Here is a 17303-nt window from a genome sequence, read left to right on the forward strand (position 1 = left end):
TTCGGCAAAGAGGATTGAGTATGAAAAATCACCCGAGGAATTGTCTTCTGTTTGCGACATTGCTAATGTCGATCACAACAGCCAACGCCGACATCCGCGAGCTGGCCTCCTCCCCGCGCTGGCTGACGACCAAGGTCTACGTTGAAGGCGCCCCGCAAACCGATGTGAAAACGAGTTACCCTGGTGTTGTCGGCATATCGACGTGGGATCCCGAAACCAACCGCTATGAGTTCTTCTACACCGACACGGGTGAATCCAAATATGACAACGGTGGCGGCGGATACTTTTTTGTAACTGGCGACCAGCAACAACATGTCCTGGTACCGGACAAAGGCCCCGTCAAGACCATCGTCAGACGCTTGGAAACATTGAATAAAAACGAATTCACCTATTCCCGTGAAGTGCCACGCGACATGATTGAAAACAATCCGCCCGTACGCATTCACGTGGTTCACGCGCCCTATACCGGAAGTGTCGAAACAAGATCTGCCATTGCCCGATAAGTACGGAGTTCGATATGAAAAAAACAATAACGTCACTGCTGCTGTCCGCCTCCCTGATGTCCGCTGGTCTGCTTGCGGTCAGCACTGCGCAAGCCTCGACGGCCGCGACAAAGAATGCCGTCGCCGACAACACCATGATGCTGACGGTGTTTCTCAAACACGATCAATCGCGCCCGCTAAGTGAACTGAAGGCGCAACTTGCCCAGCAAGGCTTTTATAAAACCTTCCCGCCTGCCGGCGTCGAAGTGGTGAGTTGGAATATCATGATGGGCATCGGGCAGGTCGTCACCGTGCGCTTCCCGGCCTCCCGACTCGCAGAAGTGAACCTGGCGCTGGAAAATACCGCATGGGGCAGCTACCGCACCGAGTTCTACCCCACCTATGATTTCAAACCGATCGCACTTGCCGAACAGACCAACGCACAGGCAGCCCATTGAGATCGCCGGCACGCCGGATCATCGGTGTGCCGGCGTTCTTGCTTCCTGCCTGAACCCGTCCAGAATCAAAGCACCACTGCGCGAATGCAACGATTGCCAAGCCGCTGCGGATTCAGCACTCTGAGTCGACTTTCGCGACCCACCCGCCGCCAATCACAGGAGCCGCGCAATGCCCGCAACCGTTCTGGTACTGGTTGAAACGATCAATGACTATCTGCCGATTCTTGAACATCAGGGATTCCACCTGATCCTTGCACCAACGCCAGCCGAACGCGCGCAAGCCATCGCCACTCATGGCAGTCGCATCGACGCCGTGCTCACTCGCGGCCCGCTGGGCCTGACTGCGCAAGAGATCAGCGCCCTGCCCGCCCTGAAAATCATCACGGTGATCGGCGCCGGTTATGAACAGGTCGACCTGCAAGCGGCCAGCGACCGCGGGATCACCGTCACCAATGGCGCCGGAGTCAACGCCTCATCAGTGGCCGATCATGCGATGGCATTGCTGCTGGCATTGGTTCGCGACATCCCGCGCTGCGATGCCGCCGTGCGCCGCGGTGAATGGCCGAAAATCATGCGCCCGTCGCTGGCCGGCAAGCGTCTGGGCATCCTCGGGCTGGGCGCGGTGGGCATGGCGATTGCCAAACGTGCCGAGCTGGGTTTCGACATGCAGATCAGCTACCACAACCGCCAGGTGCGCAGCGACGTCGCTTATGCGTTCTGCTCGACACCGACCGATCTGGCGCGAGCCTCGGACTTTCTGGTCGTTGCCACGCCCGGCGGCATTGCTACTCAACATCTGGTGACGCGAGCCGTGCTCGATGCCCTCGGCCCCAAGGGTTTTATCGTCAACATCGCCCGCGCCAGTGTTATCGCAACGGCAGATCTGATCACCGCACTTGAACAACGTCGTATTGCCGGCGCAGCGCTGGATGTGTTCGATCACGAACCGGAAGTGCCTGATGCCCTGAAACACCTCAGCAACGTTGTGCTGACTCCCCACGTCGCTGGGCTTTCCCCTGAAGCCACCCAAGGCACCGTTGAACTGGTGGGGAAGAACCTGATGGCGTTTTTCTCCGGGCAACCGGTGCTGACGCCTGTCGCCCTGCCGCCAAAACTGAGTAACCAGCGCGTGCATTAACGCGCCAGGCATCGTCGAACCGCGCCGATCCTTGGCCCATTCTCAAAGTTGATTATCCAGCAACACGCTAACCTATAAGACCGATCCGCGCTTGTGAGCACCCGAGCGCACCATTAGATTAGCCAATGATGTCTGGCCTCCAAAATAAGCAGAAGGGATAAGCATGGCGCTTACTGACCAGTCCACCCGGATCCGTGCAGGCGAAGAACTTGATGCCAGCCTGATCGATCCGTATCTCAAGGCGCACATTCCCGGCCTGACCGGCACGCCGCAGATCAGCCAGTTTCCTGGCGGCGCGTCGAACCTGACCTACCTGCTGGAATACCCGGAGCAGGAATTCGTTCTGCGCCGCCCGCCGTTCGGCCACAAGGCCAAATCCGCCCACGACATGGGCCGTGAATTCCGCATTCTCAACCAACTGCGCGACGGCTTTCCGTATTGCCCGAAAGCGTATGTGCACTGCACCGACGAATCGGTGATTGGCGCCGAGTTCTATGTGATGGAACGGGTCAAGGGCATCATCCTGCGCGCTGAGCTGCCGCCGGAGCTGGGCCTCGATTCGGCGAAAACCGAAGCATTGTGCAAAAGCTTCATCGACCGTTTCGTTGAACTGCATCGGGTTGATTACAACGCCTGCGGCCTCGGCGATCTGGGCAAGCCTGAAGGCTACGTCGCGCGGCAGATCAAGGGCTGGAGCGAGCGCTACGAAAAAGCCCTGACCCCGGACGCGCCGCACTGGGAAGCAGTCAAAGCCTGGCTCAACGACAAGATGCCGGCCGACCACCCGACCTCCAGCATCGTCCACAACGACTATCGCTTCGACAACGTCATCCTCGACCCGGCCAATCCGATGCAGATCATCGGCGTGCTCGACTGGGAACTGACCACCCTCGGCGACCCGCTGATGGACCTGGGCAACACCCTAGCCTACTGGATCGAAGCCGGCGACCCGGCACCGGTGCAACTGATGCGTCGCCAGCCAAGCCACGCACCGGGCATGCTGACCCGCCGCGAATTCGTCGACTACTACGCCGAGCGCTCGGGCATCCGCATCGACAATTTCGACTTCTACTACACCTACGGCCTGTTCCGCCTGGCCGGCATCGTGCAGCAGATCTACTACCGCTTTTACCATGGCCAGACGCAGGACAAACGCTTCGCGCAGTTCATTCACATGAACAAACTGCTGGAGCAGATGAGCCTGCAGGTCATCCAGAAATCCAGCCTCTGATCCGGGCCAATAACAAGACTTCCAACAAGGGAAACCCATGTCCAAGACTCAGTTGTTCGACCTCGACGGCAAAATCGCTTTCGTCTCCGGTGCCAGCCGTGGCATCGGTGAAGCCATCGCCAAACTGCTGGCCCAGCAAGGCGCCCATGTGATCGTCTCGAGCCGCAAGCTCGAAGGCTGCCAACACGTCGCCGACGCCATCACCGCCGCCGGCGGCAAGGCAACAGCCGTGGCCTGCCACATCGGTGAGATGGAGCAGATCAGCCAGGTCTTCGCCGGGATCAAGGAACAATTCGGCCGCCTCGACATCCTGGTCAACAACGCCGCAACCAACCCGCAATTCTGCAACGTGCTCGACACCGATCTCGGCGCGTTCCAGAAGACCGTCGATGTGAACATTCGTGGCTATTTCTTCATGTCGGTCGAAGCCGGCAAGCTGATGCGCGAAAACGGTGGCGGCAGCATCATCAACGTCGCCTCGATCAACGGCATCTCCCCGGGTATCTTCCAGGGCATCTATTCGGTGACCAAAGCCGCGGTCATCAACATGACCAAAGTCTTCGCCAAGGAATGCGCGCAATTCGGCATCCGCTGCAACGCCCTGCTCCCCGGCCTGACCGACACCAAATTCGCCTCGGCGCTGGTCAAGAACGATGCGATTCTGAAACAGGCACTGACCCAGATCCCACTCAAACGCGTAGCCGACCCAAGCGAAATGGCTGGCGCAGTGTTGTACCTGGCCAGCGATGCGTCGAGCTACACCACCGGCGTGGCGCTGAATGTGGATGGCGGGTTCCTGTCCTGATTTGCACAGCAAATTGCTAACCCATGTGGGAGCGAGCCTGCTCGCGAAAGCGTTGAGTCAGTCAGCTACGTTTTGACTGATACCACGCATTCGCGAGCAGGCTCGCTCCCACAGGGTCACTGCAGGATTGCAGGCCTCGTGCAATCGAGGAATCGCGAATCTTATTGGGTTATGCAACGGGTAGTGGTGATGTGGCGCGTTACTTGCCCATCGACATACATATCCCCGGCAACCTCAGTATTCTCCAGCACCTCACACCGACGTTCCGGCGGTGGCGGCGGCGCGACAGGCGCAGGGGGTGGAGGACTGGAACAACCGGCCAACAGCACAGCAAGAAAAGCCAACGGCAATACGCGTTTCCCAGGATTATTCATAGGACGACCCGCGGTAATGGAAGACAAACTCCCGCAACCCGACCGGCCGCGGAAGACCTGACCACTCATTCTTTATAGCTGAGCACTTTGTTAGCGCCAGTGGATTGGGGTGATTGGCGGGGATTGGCTGTCGGTTTTGCGCAGATTTTCCAGCAGAAGCCTGGATTGGGATTATGGTTGTCGCCGAGGGCCTCATCGCGAGCAGGCTCACTCCTACAGTTTTGATCGAGTGAGTTCAGTAACAACCAGGTCGGCTGTCAGGCCGCCTTCGCGAGCAGGCTCGCTCCCACAGAAAAGCAAAAAGCAAAGCTCATCCGCTCTTCATCACTCAAAACAATGAGCGTTAGCTCGAGTACCGCTTTTGATCTTGATTCACAGGCGACGTCGGAAGGCTGAGTGGAGGGATTGATCCGGGCGTGGGAGCGCAGCGACCGTACGACGCAGTCGTACACAGCGCAAGGAGGTGCAGCGAAGCAAACCGTAGCCGCTGCGCCCGGATCAGTCCCGGAGCGAAGGAACCCGAGCCTGCGAGGGCCGAACGCAGGAGCAAGCCTTTTCGGTTACCTTTTTGCTGGGCCGGCACTCCGGCGTTTGGAAAAGGTGACTCGCCGTAAGGGCGAAACCGCCAGCCGCGACACCCAAAAAAACGGATATACACCCAAAACCCTAAGAGCATGGCCGGCCCAAAGGCCGCCAAGACCAAAGCGCACTAAGCCAAATCCGGATCCCGCGAAGAACGCAAGGAATTGCTCTCAAGCTCATACCGCAACTCATCCACCAACGCCTCGACCGCCCCAGGCGTACGCAGCGAAGCCAGATCCAGCCCGCTGATCACCAGATCCACCTGCCCCGAATCCCGGTGATACAACTTGACCGTCAGCGAATGATCACCATCCACCGAACACTCACAAGCCAGCGGCGCAAAACTGTGCTCGAGCCGAGCGCGCAACTGCGCAAGATTCATCATTGACGTTGTTCCTATGACTGTTTCAGAAGGGGCACGATCGCAAACCCGAAATGGTCTACACCGCACCCCACCAGCCTAAGAACACAACGTCTTGGCCAATACATGAATTTGCACCCTTGTAACTAGTGCATTTGCACCCCTCAGCGCTGGCCCTTGGTGCCCCACTCTCCCGAAAACAAACCGCGCTCCCGAGCCCAGACGATCGCCTCGCTGCGGCTATGCACATCGATTTTCGAGTACACGGTGGCCACATGATTACGCACGGTATTGGGTGCCAGCTTCAACCGCGCAGCGATCTCCTTGTCCGCCAGTCCTTCACAGATCAAGCCCAGCACATCGCGCTCACGGGCCGTCAGGTCAGTGAACGAGGCACTTGGCAACTGCGGCGAGTTGATCTTCTTCACATTGGCCAGCTTCTCGATCAGCGTCCGGCTGAACCACGACGCATCCTTCATCACCTCTTCAATCGCCGCGACCAGCTCCAACTCAGTGCGCTTGCGCTCGGTCATGTCCATCAGCACCAGCAGATAGCAGGACGTGTCGTGAATGTTCACGGTGTCGGCCGAGACCGCACACTCCAGCAACTCCTCGTCCTTCTTGCGCACCGGCACGTCGACCCGATCGACCCGACCGTTCTTCGCCAACGCCGACAATAACCGGGTGCGCGCCCCGTCATCGTGGATAAAGCTCAACTGCGTCACGGTTTTCCCGAGTACGTCATCGCTGTCATAGGCGAGGGTATCGAGGAATGCCTGATTGACGTCGATGACCTCCTGCTTGTCAGCGGTGCAGATCAGAATCGGTACCGGAGTCAGACGAAAAGCCTTGGCAAAGCGCTCCTCGCTCTGACGCAAGGCCACTTCGACCCGGCGCCGAGGCTCCATGTCGACGAAGGAGAACAGCATGCAATTTTCGTCATTGAGCAGCAGCGGTTGACCGGCAACGATCACCTGTTTACTGCCACCGTCGGGGAGGCGCAGTTCCGCCTGCATCTGCGGAATGGTCGCGACATCGCGCAAGCGCTGAACGGCCAGATCGCGGTGATCGGCCTGCTCGAAGATATCGATTTCGTAAGCCGAGGTGCCGATCACCTGATCGCGGGTATAGCCGGTCATTTCCAGAAAGCCCGGGTTGACCTTGATGTAGCGCAAATCGCTGAGACGACAGATCACTGCCGGCGCGGGGTTGGCGTTGAAGGTTTTTTCGAAACGCTGCTCGGCGTTGGCCCAGTCGGTGACGTCGCTCATGATCAGCACCAGCGACTCGGGCTGGCCGACGCGGTCGGTCAGCACCATGCTGCGCACGCTGTGCACCCAGACCCGCTCCGGGTCGTCCACGGACGAGACTTCGATCAGCACATCATTGAACGCCTCGCAGCGGGCGACGCGGCTGATCGGGTAGTTGTCCGGCGGCAAGACATGATTGTTGCGATAGCGCAGCGTGAAGCGTTTGGCGTACTCGTCGGCGTTGCTGCCCAGATCACCGATGGTGCTGACACCGTGCATGGTCAGCGCCGCTTCGTTGGCCCAGAGGATGCTTTTGTCGAGTTCCAGCAGAATCACCCCGTCCGACACCCCGGCGATGATCTGCTGCAACTGGCGACGGTTGGTTTCGGTGGTCAGGACTTCCTGGCTCATTGGATCTCCACACTGTGATGCGGCTAGGTGAAGAGTACGACCGCAGCGGTTCGGGATCGTGCCACGGCCTCAAAATCGCCAGAAATCCCCTGTGGGAGCGAGCCTGCTCGCGAAAGCGCTGGGTCAGATAGGCCATTCGGTGACTGACCCGGCGCATTCGCGAGCAGGCTCGCTCCCACAGGTTTACTGGGTGTGTTTACCTTAGGCGGCACGCTCGCTGTCCGCCACCATCGCCGAAGCCGCGAGCATCGCCCTTAGCAACACCGCGCACCCCGCCGCGAGATCATCCGGTGCGGCATTCTCTATTTCGTTATGGCTGATCCCACCCTCGCATGGCACAAAGATCATTCCCGCCGGGCCTAACTCAGCGAGGAAGATCGCGTCATGCCCGGCGCCACTGACAATGTCCATGTGCGACAGACCCAGCCCTTTCGCGGCGCCGCGCACCGCCTCCACGCAGCCCTTTTCGAAGTACAGCGGCGGGAAGTCGGCGGTCGGGGTCAGTTCATAGGTGAGGCCGTGCTCTTCGCAGGTCGCATCGATCACTTGTTTCACTTCGGCAATCATCGAATCCAGCCGCGCCGGCTCCAGATGCCGGAAGTCGAGGGTCATGCGCACTTCGCCGGGGATCACGTTGCGCGAGCCGGGATAGGCTTGCAGGCAGCCGACCGTGCCGCAGGCGTGAGGCTGATGGCCGAGGGCGGCGCGGTTGACGGCGCCGACGATCACCGAGGCGCCGACCAGGGCATCCTTGCGCAGGTGCATCGGCGTCGGGCCGGCGTGGGCTTCGACGCCGCGCAATTTCAGGTCGAACCACTTCTGCCCTAGCGCGCCGAGTACCACGCCGATGGTTTTCTCTTCGTCTTCAAGGATCGGGCCTTGTTCGATGTGCGCTTCGAAATACGCGCCGACCGCGTGCCCGCTGACCTTGCGCGGGCCGGCGTAGCCGATCGCATTCAGCGCTTCGCCGACGGTGACACCGTCGGCGTCGACCTTGGCGAGAGTCTCTTCGAGGGTGAATTTCTCGGCGAAGACCCCGGAGCCCATCATGCACGGGGCGAAGCGTGAGCCCTCTTCGTTGGTCCAGACCACCACTCCCAGCGGCGCTTCGGTTTCCACGCCGAGGTCGTTGAGGGTACGCAGCACTTCGACGCCGGCGAGCACGCCGAAGCAACCGTCGAACTTGCCACCGGTGGGCTGGGTGTCGATGTGGCTGCCGGTCATCACCGGCGGCAGGCTCGGGTTGCGCCCGGCGCGCCGGGCGAAAATGTTGCCGACGGCATCGACCGTGACGCTGCAACCGGCGTCCTTGCACCACTGCACGAACAGGTCGCGGGCCTGGCGGTCGAGGTCGGTCAGGGCCAGGCGACAGACGCCGCCCTTGACCGTTGCACCGAGTTTCGCCAGTTCCATGAGCGAGGCCCAGAGGCGATCGCGGTTGATGTGCTGATGGGTGGATTGCAGAACGTCTACGGCTGCGTTCATGGGGATCTCCTCAATGCTGATGCCGATAGTGCCCATGCTCTGCGTGGGCATTCATCCATGGACGCTTTGCGTCCGCTGTTGGGACGCGGAGCGTCCCGGGCTGCGTTCCCACGCAGAGCGTGGGAACGATCAGTTTCGGCGGTGTATGGCGCATCGGCTTCGCGAGCAGGCTCGCTCCCACAGTGAGAATGCATTTCCAATGTGGGAGCGAGCCTGCTCGCGAAAAGGCCCTTGCTCACACCGCTGTTTTCACGACCGTAGGCTGCGCCCGCATCACACACAGCCCGTAATAAATAATCCCGCCCAGCGCCGAGCCGGTGAACCAGCCATAGCTGTAAAACCAGCTGAACGCGTCGCTGCCCAGCGACAGCAGGGTCAGCGCCACCGGCACGCCAAAGGCGAGAAAACCCGCCCAGTTCCACGCCGGATACACGTCATCGCGGTACAGCCCGGCGAGGTCCAGCCGCTGTTTCTTGATCAGGAAATAATCCACCACCATGATCCCGGCGATCGGCCCGAGCAGGCTCGAGTAGCCCAGCAGCCAGTTCGAGTACACGGTTTCCAGGCTGATGTCGGAAACGATCAGGCCAAGCTTTTTCAGCAGTTCATGGCCCATCAGCACCAGCCCGACCAGACCGGTGAGCAACACCGCTTTGGTGCGGTTGATCACCTTCGGCGCGATGTTCTGGAAGTCATTGGTTGGCGAGACGATATTCGCGGCAGTGTTGGTCGACAGCGTGGCAACGATGATCAGCGCCATGGCCACAGCGACCCACACCGGGCTCTGGATATGGCCGATCAGCGTGACCGGGTCGGACACGGTGACGCCGACCAGTTTCACCGATGCGGCGGTCATCACCACGCCCAGCGCAGCGAAGAGGAACATGGTCAACGGCAGGCCGAAAATTTGCCCGAGGATCTGATCCTTCTGGCTCTTGGCGTAGCGACTGAAGTCGGGAATGTTCAGCGACAGCGTGGCCCAGAACCCGACCATCGCCGTCAGCCCTGCTGCGAAATAACTGACCACGCTGGCGCCTTCCGGACGCTTGGGCGGGATCGCCAGCAATTCAGTCATCGACACATTGGGCATCGCCCACATCAGCAGGCCAATGCCCACCGCCACCAGCAACGGCGCCGACAAGGTTTCCAGCCATTTGATCGACTCGGCACCGCGAATCACCACCCACAGATTCAGCGCCCAGAACACCATGAAACCGATCACCTCGCCGGTGCCGCCGAGGGATTTCCAGCCCTCGAACACCGAGCCGAGAAACAGGTGAATCGCAAGTCCGCCGAACATGGTCTGGATGCCGAACCAGCCACACGCCACCAACGCGCGGATCAGGCACGGCACGTTGGAACCGAGAATGCCGAACGACGAGCGCAGCAGCACCGGAAACGGAATGCCGTACTTGGTGCCGGGAAAAGCATTGAGGGTCAGTGGAATCAACACGATGACGTTGGCAAACAGAATCGCCAACAGCGCTTCGCCGACGCTCAAGCCGAAATAAGCGGTGAGCACGCCGCCGAGGGTGTAGGTCGGCACGCAAATCGACATGCCGACCCACAGCGCGGTGATGTGCCATTTGTTCCAGGTGCGTTCGCGCACCTTGGTCGGTGCCATGTCGTGGTTGTAGCGGGGACTGTCGAGGACATCACTGCCCGCTTCGAGCTCGAACAAGCCGTCGCGCTCGGTCACTTGTGATCTGGTCTGTTGCATGGCCGCTCCACTGTTCTTCTGATTATTTTTTGCTCATCAGGCGGCTGGCGCATACGGCGCCAGCCGGACGATGGCCGGAGGAACTGACAACTTTCATGCACCGGCCATGGTGTCAGCGGCGGCATCAATAAACGTGCCGTATCTGGCGCTTAACGCGTTGGCGGTGCACTGCACGCTTTGCAACTTTCTGATATTCATCAGTTTTAATTGAATATTCGATGAGTCCGGGAAAACTTGTCTGAACGCTCAGGCTAAACGTCGGGCAAGTTGTCCGAAGTGTCAGGACTCAAACTGGTGCACTGCATTTATTTTTGTCGGTGAACCCGCAACCGCAGCACAACTTCAAGCGGCTGATTTCACATAGGAAATCTTGCTCATATTTCCATCCTGTCAAGTGCGTCAAAATGGTGAGCAGCCTCACCATTTTGGTGATTTTCATTATTTATCTTTATTTATCAGTAGGTTGAAAGAGCCATAAGCTTATAAAAAATATTCTTGATCATTCTTGAAATCGCGACTAGTTTCTATTCCTGACAGCGATGACAGGAATACGAACTGCGCCGCTGTACTTCAATAAAACATCTAGAACCGGCACAAGTCGGTCATGCCTGCGAGGAATCCGGAATGTCTCTGTTGATCCGTGGCGCCACCGTTGTTACCCATGATGAAAGTTACCGCGCCGACGTCTATTGCGCTGACGGCGTGATCAAAGCCATTGGTGAAAACCTTGACATTCCCGCCGGCGCCGAAGTGCTCGACGGCAGTGGCCAGTACCTGATGCCCGGCGGCATCGACCCGCATACGCATATGCAACTGCCGTTCATGGGCACCGTTGCCAGCGAGGATTTCTACAGCGGCACCGCTGCCGGCCTGGCCGGCGGCACTACCTCGATCATCGATTTCGTCATTCCCAATCCGCAGCAATCGCTGATGGAAGCGTTTCATCAGTGGCGCGGCTGGGCGCAAAAGTCTGCGTCGGACTATGGCTTCCACGTCGCGATCACTTGGTGGAGCGAGCAGGTGCGCGAGGAAATGGCCGAGCTGGTCAGCCACCACGGCATCAACAGCTTCAAGCATTTCATGGCCTACAAGAACGCGATCATGGCCGCCGACGACACTCTGGTGGCGAGTTTCGAGCGCTGCCTGGAACTTGGTGCGGTGCCGACCGTGCACGCGGAAAATGGCGAACTGGTCTATCACCTGCAACGCAAGCTGATGGCCCAGGGCATTACCGGGCCGGAGGCGCATCCGCTGTCGCGACCTTCGCAGGTCGAAGGTGAAGCCGCGAGCCGGGCGATCCGTATCGCCGAAACCATCGGCACGCCGTTGTACCTGGTGCACGTTTCCACCAAGGAAGCTCTGGACGAAATCACCTATGCCCGCAGCAAGGGCCAGCCGGTGTACGGCGAGGTGCTGGCCGGCCACTTGCTGCTTGACGACAGCGTCTATCAACACCCGGACTGGCAGACCGCCGCCGGCTACGTGATGAGCCCGCCGTTCCGTCCACGCGGCCATCAGGAGGCGCTGTGGCACGGGCTGCAGAACGGCAATCTGCACACCACCGCCACCGACCACTGCTGCTTTTGCGCCGAGCAGAAAGCCGCTGGCCGCGACGACTTCAGCAAGATTCCCAACGGCACCGCCGGCATCGAAGACCGTATGGCGGTGCTGTGGGATGAAGGGGTCAACTCCGGACGATTGTCGATGCAGGATTTCGTCGCGCTGACCTCCACCAACACCGCGAAGATTTTCAATCTCTATCCACGCAAAGGTGCGATCCGAGTGGGCGCCGACGCCGATCTGGTGCTGTGGGATCCGCAAGGCACACGGACCATTTCCGCCAAGACCCACCATCAGCAGGTGGACTTCAACATCTTCGAAGGCAAGACCGTGCGCGGCGTGCCGAGCCACACCGTCAGCCAGGGCCGCGTGGTCTGGGCCGACGGCGACCTGCGCGCCGAACGCGGCGCCGGACGCTACATCGAACGGCCGGCCTACCCGGCGGTGTTTGATTTGTTGAGCAAGCGGGCGGAGTTGCATAAACCGACTGCCGTTAAACGCTGACCCCTAGTGATCGTTCCCATGCTCTGCGTGGGAATGCAGCCCGGGACGCTCTGCGTCCCATTGGAACGCAGAGCGTCCCTTGAGGCATTCCCACGCAGAGCATGGGAACGATCAACCACTGCCCACCAGAGGCAGCACCTCAATTAGCCATGAGGCCATAAACCGTGATCGAGACCCTGAACCACCTTCCCCACCCGCACGAAAGCGCGGCCGCCCTCGCCGGCCATTTCACTGATCTGGCGCCGCCGCTTAATTCACGGCAAGCGCACCTGGAGGCCTCGCGCTGCCTGTATTGCTACGACGCGCCTTGCGTCAATGCATGCCCCAGCGAAATCGACATTCCGTCGTTCATCCGCAATATCCATCAGGACAACGTCCAAGGCGCGGCGCAGAAAATCCTTTCGGCAAACATCCTCGGCGGCAGTTGCGCGCGGGTCTGTCCGACGGAAATCCTCTGCCAGCAGGCCTGCGTGCGCAACAACGCGCAGGAATGCGCGCCGGTGCTGATTGGTCTGCTGCAACGTTACGCCGTGGACAATGCGCATTTCGCTGAACACCCGTTCCAGCGCGCCCCGGCCACGGGCAAACGTATCGCCGTGGTCGGCGCCGGGCCGGCCGGGTTGTCCTGCGCCCATCGCAGCGCGATGCACGGACATGACGTGGTGATTTTCGAAGCACGGGAAAAGGCCGGCGGGCTCAACGAGTACGGCATCGCCAAGTACAAACTGGTCGATGACTACGCGCAGAAGGAGCTGGACTTTCTCCTGCAGATTGGCGGCATTGAAATCCGCCACGGCCAGAAACTCGGCGCAAACCTCACCCTGAGCGAACTACATCAGCAGTTCGACGCGGTATTCCTCGGCCTCGGCCTGAATGCCAGCAAGCAACTCGGTGTGGCCCACGAAGACGCGCCGGGCCTGCTCGCCGCCACCGACTACATCCGCGAACTGCGCCAGGCCGATGACCTCACGCAACTGCCCTTGGCTGAACGCTGCATCGTTCTCGGCGCCGGCAACACCGCGATCGACATGGCCGTGCAAATGGCCCGCCTCGGCGCGCGCGACGTCAATCTGGTGTATCGCCGTGGTGCCGCAGACATGGGCGCCACCCACCATGAGCAGGACATCGCCAAAGCCAATCAGGTGCGATTGCTGACCTGGGCGCAGCCGGAGCAAGTGTTGGTCGATGATCAGGGCCGCGTGCGCGGCATGCGTTTCGCCCGCACCGATCTGGTTGAAGGCCGTCTGCAAACCACCGGAGAAACCTTCGAGCTGGCTGCCGATGCGATCTTCAAAGCGATCGGCCAGAGCTTCGATGACAATGCTCTCAGCGATCCGTTGGCGCGCGAACTCAAGCGTCAGGGCGAACGCATCGCAGTCGATGAGAACCTGCGCACCAGCGTCCCCGGCGTGTATGCCGGCGGCGACTGCACCAGCCTCGATCAGGACCTTACCGTGCAAGCGGTGCAGCACGGCAAACGCGCCGCCGAGGCGATCAACGCTCAACTGATGCTCAACGTGGAGGCTGCGTAAATGGCCGATCTCTCGATAGTCTTCGCCGGTATCAAAGCGCCCAACCCGTTCTGGCTGGCCTCTGCGCCACCCACCGACAAGGCCTACAACGTGGTCCGCGCCTTCGAAGCGGGCTGGGGTGGCGTGGTCTGGAAAACCCTGGGTGAGGATCCGGCGGCGGTCAACGTTTCCTCGCGTTATTCGGCGCATTACGGCGCCAATCGTGAAGTGCTGGGCATCAACAACATCGAACTGATCACCGACCGCTCGCTGGAAATCAACCTGCGCGAAATCACCCAAGTGAAGAAGGATTGGCCGGATCGCGCGCTGATCGTGTCGCTGATGGTGCCGTGTGTCGAGGAGTCGTGGAAACACATCCTGCCGCTGGTCGAAGCCACCGGCGCCGACGGCATCGAACTCAACTTCGGCTGCCCCCACGGCATGCCCGAACGCGGCATGGGCGCGGCGGTCGGCCAGGTACCGGAATATGTCGAGCAGGTGACGCGCTGGTGCAAGACGTACTGCTCGCTGCCGGTGATCGTCAAACTCACCCCGAACATCACCGACATCCGCGTCGCTGCCCGGGCGGCGCATCGTGGTGGCGCCGATGCGGTGTCGCTGATCAACACGATCAACTCGATCACCAGCGTCGACCTCGACCACATGGTCGCCCTGCCCACCGTCGGCAGCAAAAGCACCCACGGCGGTTATTGCGGTTCGGCGGTCAAGCCGATTGCGCTGAACATGGTCGCGGAAATTGCCCGTGATCCGCAGACCCAGGGTTTGCCGATCTGCGGCATTGGCGGCATCGGCAGCTGGCGCGACGCCGCTGAGTTCATGGCGCTGGGCAGCGGCGCGGTGCAGGTGTGCACGGCGGCAATGCTGCATGGTTTCCGCATTGTCGAAGAGATGAAGGACGGCTTGTCGCGGTGGATGGACAGCCAGGGCTACGCCAATATCGCCGAGTTTTCCGGGCGTGCGGTGGGCAACACCACGGATTGGAAATACCTGGATATCAACTATCAGGTCATCGCAAAGATCGACCAGGAGGCGTGCATTGGTTGCGGGCGTTGCCACATCGCTTGTGAAGACACCTCACACCAGGCGATCGGCAGTCTGAAACAGGCCGACGGTACGCATAAATATGAAGTGATTGATGAGGAATGTGTGGGCTGCAACCTGTGCCAGATCACCTGCCCCGTGGCCGACTGTATCGAGATGGTGCCGATGGAAACGGGCAAGCCGTTTCTGGACTGGAATCATGATCCGCGCAACCCCTACCACGTCGCAGTCTGAAAAACCCCCTCACCCTAGCCCTCTCCCCAAGGGAGAGGGGACTGATTGGGGGATGCTGACAAACTTCGCCGACCTGAAAGAGTTGTTGTGAATCCATAATCGACACGGTCTTTCAGGTCGATGTACCTCTCAATACACCTCGGTCGGCCCCCTCTCCCTCTGGGAGAGGGCTGGGGTGAGGGTAAGCCCTTGATGGTGCTCTTCAAGGCTCCAGCCCGATCCCGCGCAAAATCACACCCGTCACGGTCTGCACCGCCCGCTCGAACTGCATATCCGACAACGGCTGATGATCATTGAGAATGTTCACCTGATGATCGAAGTCGGCGTAGTGCTGGGTCGACGCCCAGATCATGTACAGCAACCCCGAGGGCTCCACCGGCAGAATCCGCTTGTCCTCGACCCACTGACGAATCTTCGCTTCCTTCATCTTCGCCCAGTCATACAGGCTCGCATCCAGCGCCTCGCCCAGGGTCGGCGCGCCGTGGATGATTTCGTTGGCCCAGACCTTCGAGCCATAGGGCCGGCTGCGTGAGTGGTTCATCTTGGCGCGGATGTAACTGCTCAGCACCACGCGCGGGTCGTCGAACATCTCGAAGCACAGCGCGTCCTGCTTCCACACTTCCAATAAATCGAACAGCACTGCGCTGTAGAGCTCGCTCTTGGTGCTGAAGTAGTAATGCAGATTGGAACGCGGCAACTGCACTTCGGCAGCGATGTCCGCCATGGCGGTGCTGCCGAAGCCTTTTTCGGCGAAAACCTTTTCCGCCGCCAGCAGGATTTTCTCGACGTTACTGCGGCGAATTTCGATCTTGTGATTGCCCATGTGGGCTCCCTGACAACAGCGTTGCGCAAGACTAGCATCCGCTCTGATCCGGGCGCGACCGCCGCCAACAAAACTTCGCAGGTACAAGCGCTATGGCACAGCGCTCACATCGATAGGCGTGGGTTCACTCACGCCCAGATTACCTTCGACCTGCCCGGCCATGTGCAGCGTGCCGGCCATCACCCCCGTGGTCGGATTCTGCAGCAGCTTCTGCCAGGCCTTGTCGAAGGTGTTGCCGAGGCTGCTGCGGATCAGCGCTTCGCTGTCGGGGCGGTCGTTGGCCTGGATGATGGCGCGAATGCCGGCAACGCCGACCGAAATCATCGCCCCGGCCAGTTTTCCGGCTGCTGCCGCCACTGCACTGGCGGCGCCGCGCGGGGCCATTTCCGCTTCGATGCGCTGGCTGGCGCGCTTGGCCACCGGGGCCATCGCCGCGTCGGTGGAAGAGATGCCCTTGGCGCCGCCGTCGGTGTGGATCTTGTCGATCAGTGCGGCGTACGCCGGGAGGGTGTTGAGCGGCTCGGTGCTGATGACTTTGAACAGCGACGCATCCCGCGCCGGCGGCGGGCCTAGGGCGATGGCCGGGATCTTCTGCAAGCGTCCGTTGAGCTGCGCAATCGGCACACCGTGACGCTGGGCGATGAGCGGCATCTGCTGCGCCATCAACTGCGCATAGAACGCCGTGGCCTGCGCCAGAATCGCATCCGGATCGATCTCCACGGCGACCGGCGCGAGGACTTTTTCCTGATATTGCTCAAGCAGATACGCCGCCAGCCGTTTCGCCGAAGCGTCCTGCTCGCCGCCGGCGCTGATCGTGTACCAACTGACCTTCATCGACAGCCATTCCTGGGTCCAGTAGCTGCTGAACCAGGGGATGAAATTTTCTTCAGTTTGCTGATAGACCCGAGTGCGCCAATGTTCCATCGAGCCACGGGCGAACAGCTTGACCTGCTCGGTGGCCTGCTGCGAAGCGCTGAGGATCTCGCGGTCGATCTGCTGCCAGGTTTGCGCCGACACCACCACCGCCTGCGGCGCACTCACCGGCGCCCGGGCCGAAGTGGCGCAGCCGGCCAGCAAAAGCAGTGCGGCGACGACCAGCGCGCGCGGGTTCACGGTGGTGGTGTCCTTTGGCTTGGGGAGGTGCAGGTTTGAGTATAGGTGGGTCAGTCGATTTCGATGCTGAAGGTTCCGGCCTCTTCGCGAGCAGGCTCGCTCCCAAATTTGAAATGTGTTGCACCTGTGGGAGCGAGCCTGCTCGCGAAGGCGCCAACAGCAGCACCACAAACCTCAACCATCACCACCATCGATATCC

Annotated in this window: 14 protein-coding genes; 8 read left to right on the top strand and 6 right to left on the bottom strand. The window is 60.4% G+C overall.

Annotated elements, in window-relative coordinates; genetic code table 11:
• Positions 1–20: 20 nt before the first annotated feature.
• The 5 genes from HU724_RS17135 to HU724_RS17155 all read left to right on the top strand — a co-directional run bounded on the left by HU724_RS17135 (position 21) and on the right by HU724_RS17155 (position 4114).
• Positions 21–503 carry a DUF4822 domain-containing protein gene (locus HU724_RS17135; protein WP_133336574.1) on the top strand — a complete coding sequence of 161 codons (483 nt, stop codon included), beginning with the start codon at positions 21–23 and terminating at the stop codon, positions 501–503.
• A gap of 14 nt (positions 504–517) precedes the next feature.
• The gene (locus HU724_RS17140; RefSeq protein ID WP_186566600.1) at positions 518–940 is read left to right on the top strand and encodes a hypothetical protein; all 423 of its coding nucleotides are present in this window, start codon (positions 518–520) and stop codon (positions 938–940) included.
• Positions 941–1109: 169 nt separating this feature from the next.
• The gene (locus tag HU724_RS17145) at positions 1110–2078 is read left to right on the top strand and encodes a 2-hydroxyacid dehydrogenase (RefSeq protein WP_024013281.1); all 969 of its coding nucleotides are present in this window, start codon (positions 1110–1112) and stop codon (positions 2076–2078) included.
• A 163-nt stretch (positions 2079–2241) separates the two neighbouring features.
• Positions 2242–3309, top strand: a complete 1068-nt coding sequence (locus HU724_RS17150; protein WP_122698659.1) for a phosphotransferase family protein — start codon at positions 2242–2244, stop codon at positions 3307–3309.
• A 37-nt stretch (positions 3310–3346) separates the two neighbouring features.
• Entirely contained in the window at positions 3347–4114 is a 768-nt protein-coding gene (locus HU724_RS17155; RefSeq protein ID WP_024013283.1) for an SDR family oxidoreductase, read from the top strand.
• Between the two features lie 1083 nt (positions 4115–5197).
• Here HU724_RS17155 and HU724_RS17160 read toward each other — a convergent pair.
• From HU724_RS17160 to HU724_RS17175, 4 genes are all read right to left on the bottom strand, one after another.
• Positions 5198–5455 (bottom strand): DUF1652 domain-containing protein, encoded by a 258-nt coding sequence (locus tag HU724_RS17160; protein WP_024013284.1) that lies wholly within the window; start codon positions 5453–5455, stop codon positions 5198–5200.
• Between the two features lie 140 nt (positions 5456–5595).
• The gene (locus HU724_RS17165) at positions 5596–7092 is read right to left on the bottom strand and encodes a helix-turn-helix transcriptional regulator (RefSeq protein ID WP_186566598.1); all 1497 of its coding nucleotides are present in this window, start codon (positions 7090–7092) and stop codon (positions 5596–5598) included.
• Positions 7093–7293: 201 nt separating this feature from the next.
• Entirely contained in the window at positions 7294–8577 is a 1284-nt protein-coding gene (locus tag HU724_RS17170) for a Zn-dependent hydrolase (protein WP_186566596.1), read from the bottom strand.
• A 235-nt stretch (positions 8578–8812) separates the two neighbouring features.
• Positions 8813–10297, bottom strand: coding sequence for an NCS1 family nucleobase:cation symporter-1 (locus HU724_RS17175; protein WP_186566593.1), 1485 nt, complete (start codon positions 10295–10297; stop codon positions 8813–8815).
• Between the two features lie 624 nt (positions 10298–10921).
• Here HU724_RS17175 and hydA point away from each other — a divergent pair.
• The 3 genes from hydA to preA all read left to right on the top strand — a co-directional run bounded on the left by hydA (position 10922) and on the right by preA (position 15168).
• Positions 10922–12361 (top strand): dihydropyrimidinase, encoded by a 1440-nt coding sequence (hydA, locus tag HU724_RS17180; RefSeq protein ID WP_150741059.1) that lies wholly within the window; start codon positions 10922–10924, stop codon positions 12359–12361.
• Between the two features lie 164 nt (positions 12362–12525).
• Positions 12526–13893: an NAD(P)-dependent oxidoreductase gene (locus HU724_RS17185; RefSeq protein WP_186566591.1), complete on the top strand. Its 1368-nt coding sequence runs from the start codon at positions 12526–12528 to the stop codon at positions 13891–13893.
• Positions 13894–15168, top strand: coding sequence for an NAD-dependent dihydropyrimidine dehydrogenase subunit PreA (gene preA / locus HU724_RS17190; protein WP_076563397.1), 1275 nt, complete (start codon positions 13894–13896; stop codon positions 15166–15168).
• A 202-nt stretch (positions 15169–15370) separates the two neighbouring features.
• Here the strand turns inward: preA and HU724_RS17195 are convergent, their stop codons facing one another.
• Positions 15371–15991, bottom strand: coding sequence for a TetR/AcrR family transcriptional regulator (locus HU724_RS17195; RefSeq protein WP_024013291.1), 621 nt, complete (start codon positions 15989–15991; stop codon positions 15371–15373).
• 90 nt (positions 15992–16081) lie between these two features.
• Positions 16082–17104, bottom strand: a complete 1023-nt coding sequence (locus HU724_RS17200) for a hypothetical protein (protein WP_186566589.1) — start codon at positions 17102–17104, stop codon at positions 16082–16084.
• Between the last annotated feature and the right edge of the window lie 199 nt (positions 17105–17303).

The organism is Pseudomonas iranensis, assembly GCF_014268585.2.
Lineage (GTDB): Bacteria > Pseudomonadota > Gammaproteobacteria > Pseudomonadales > Pseudomonadaceae > Aquipseudomonas > Aquipseudomonas iranensis.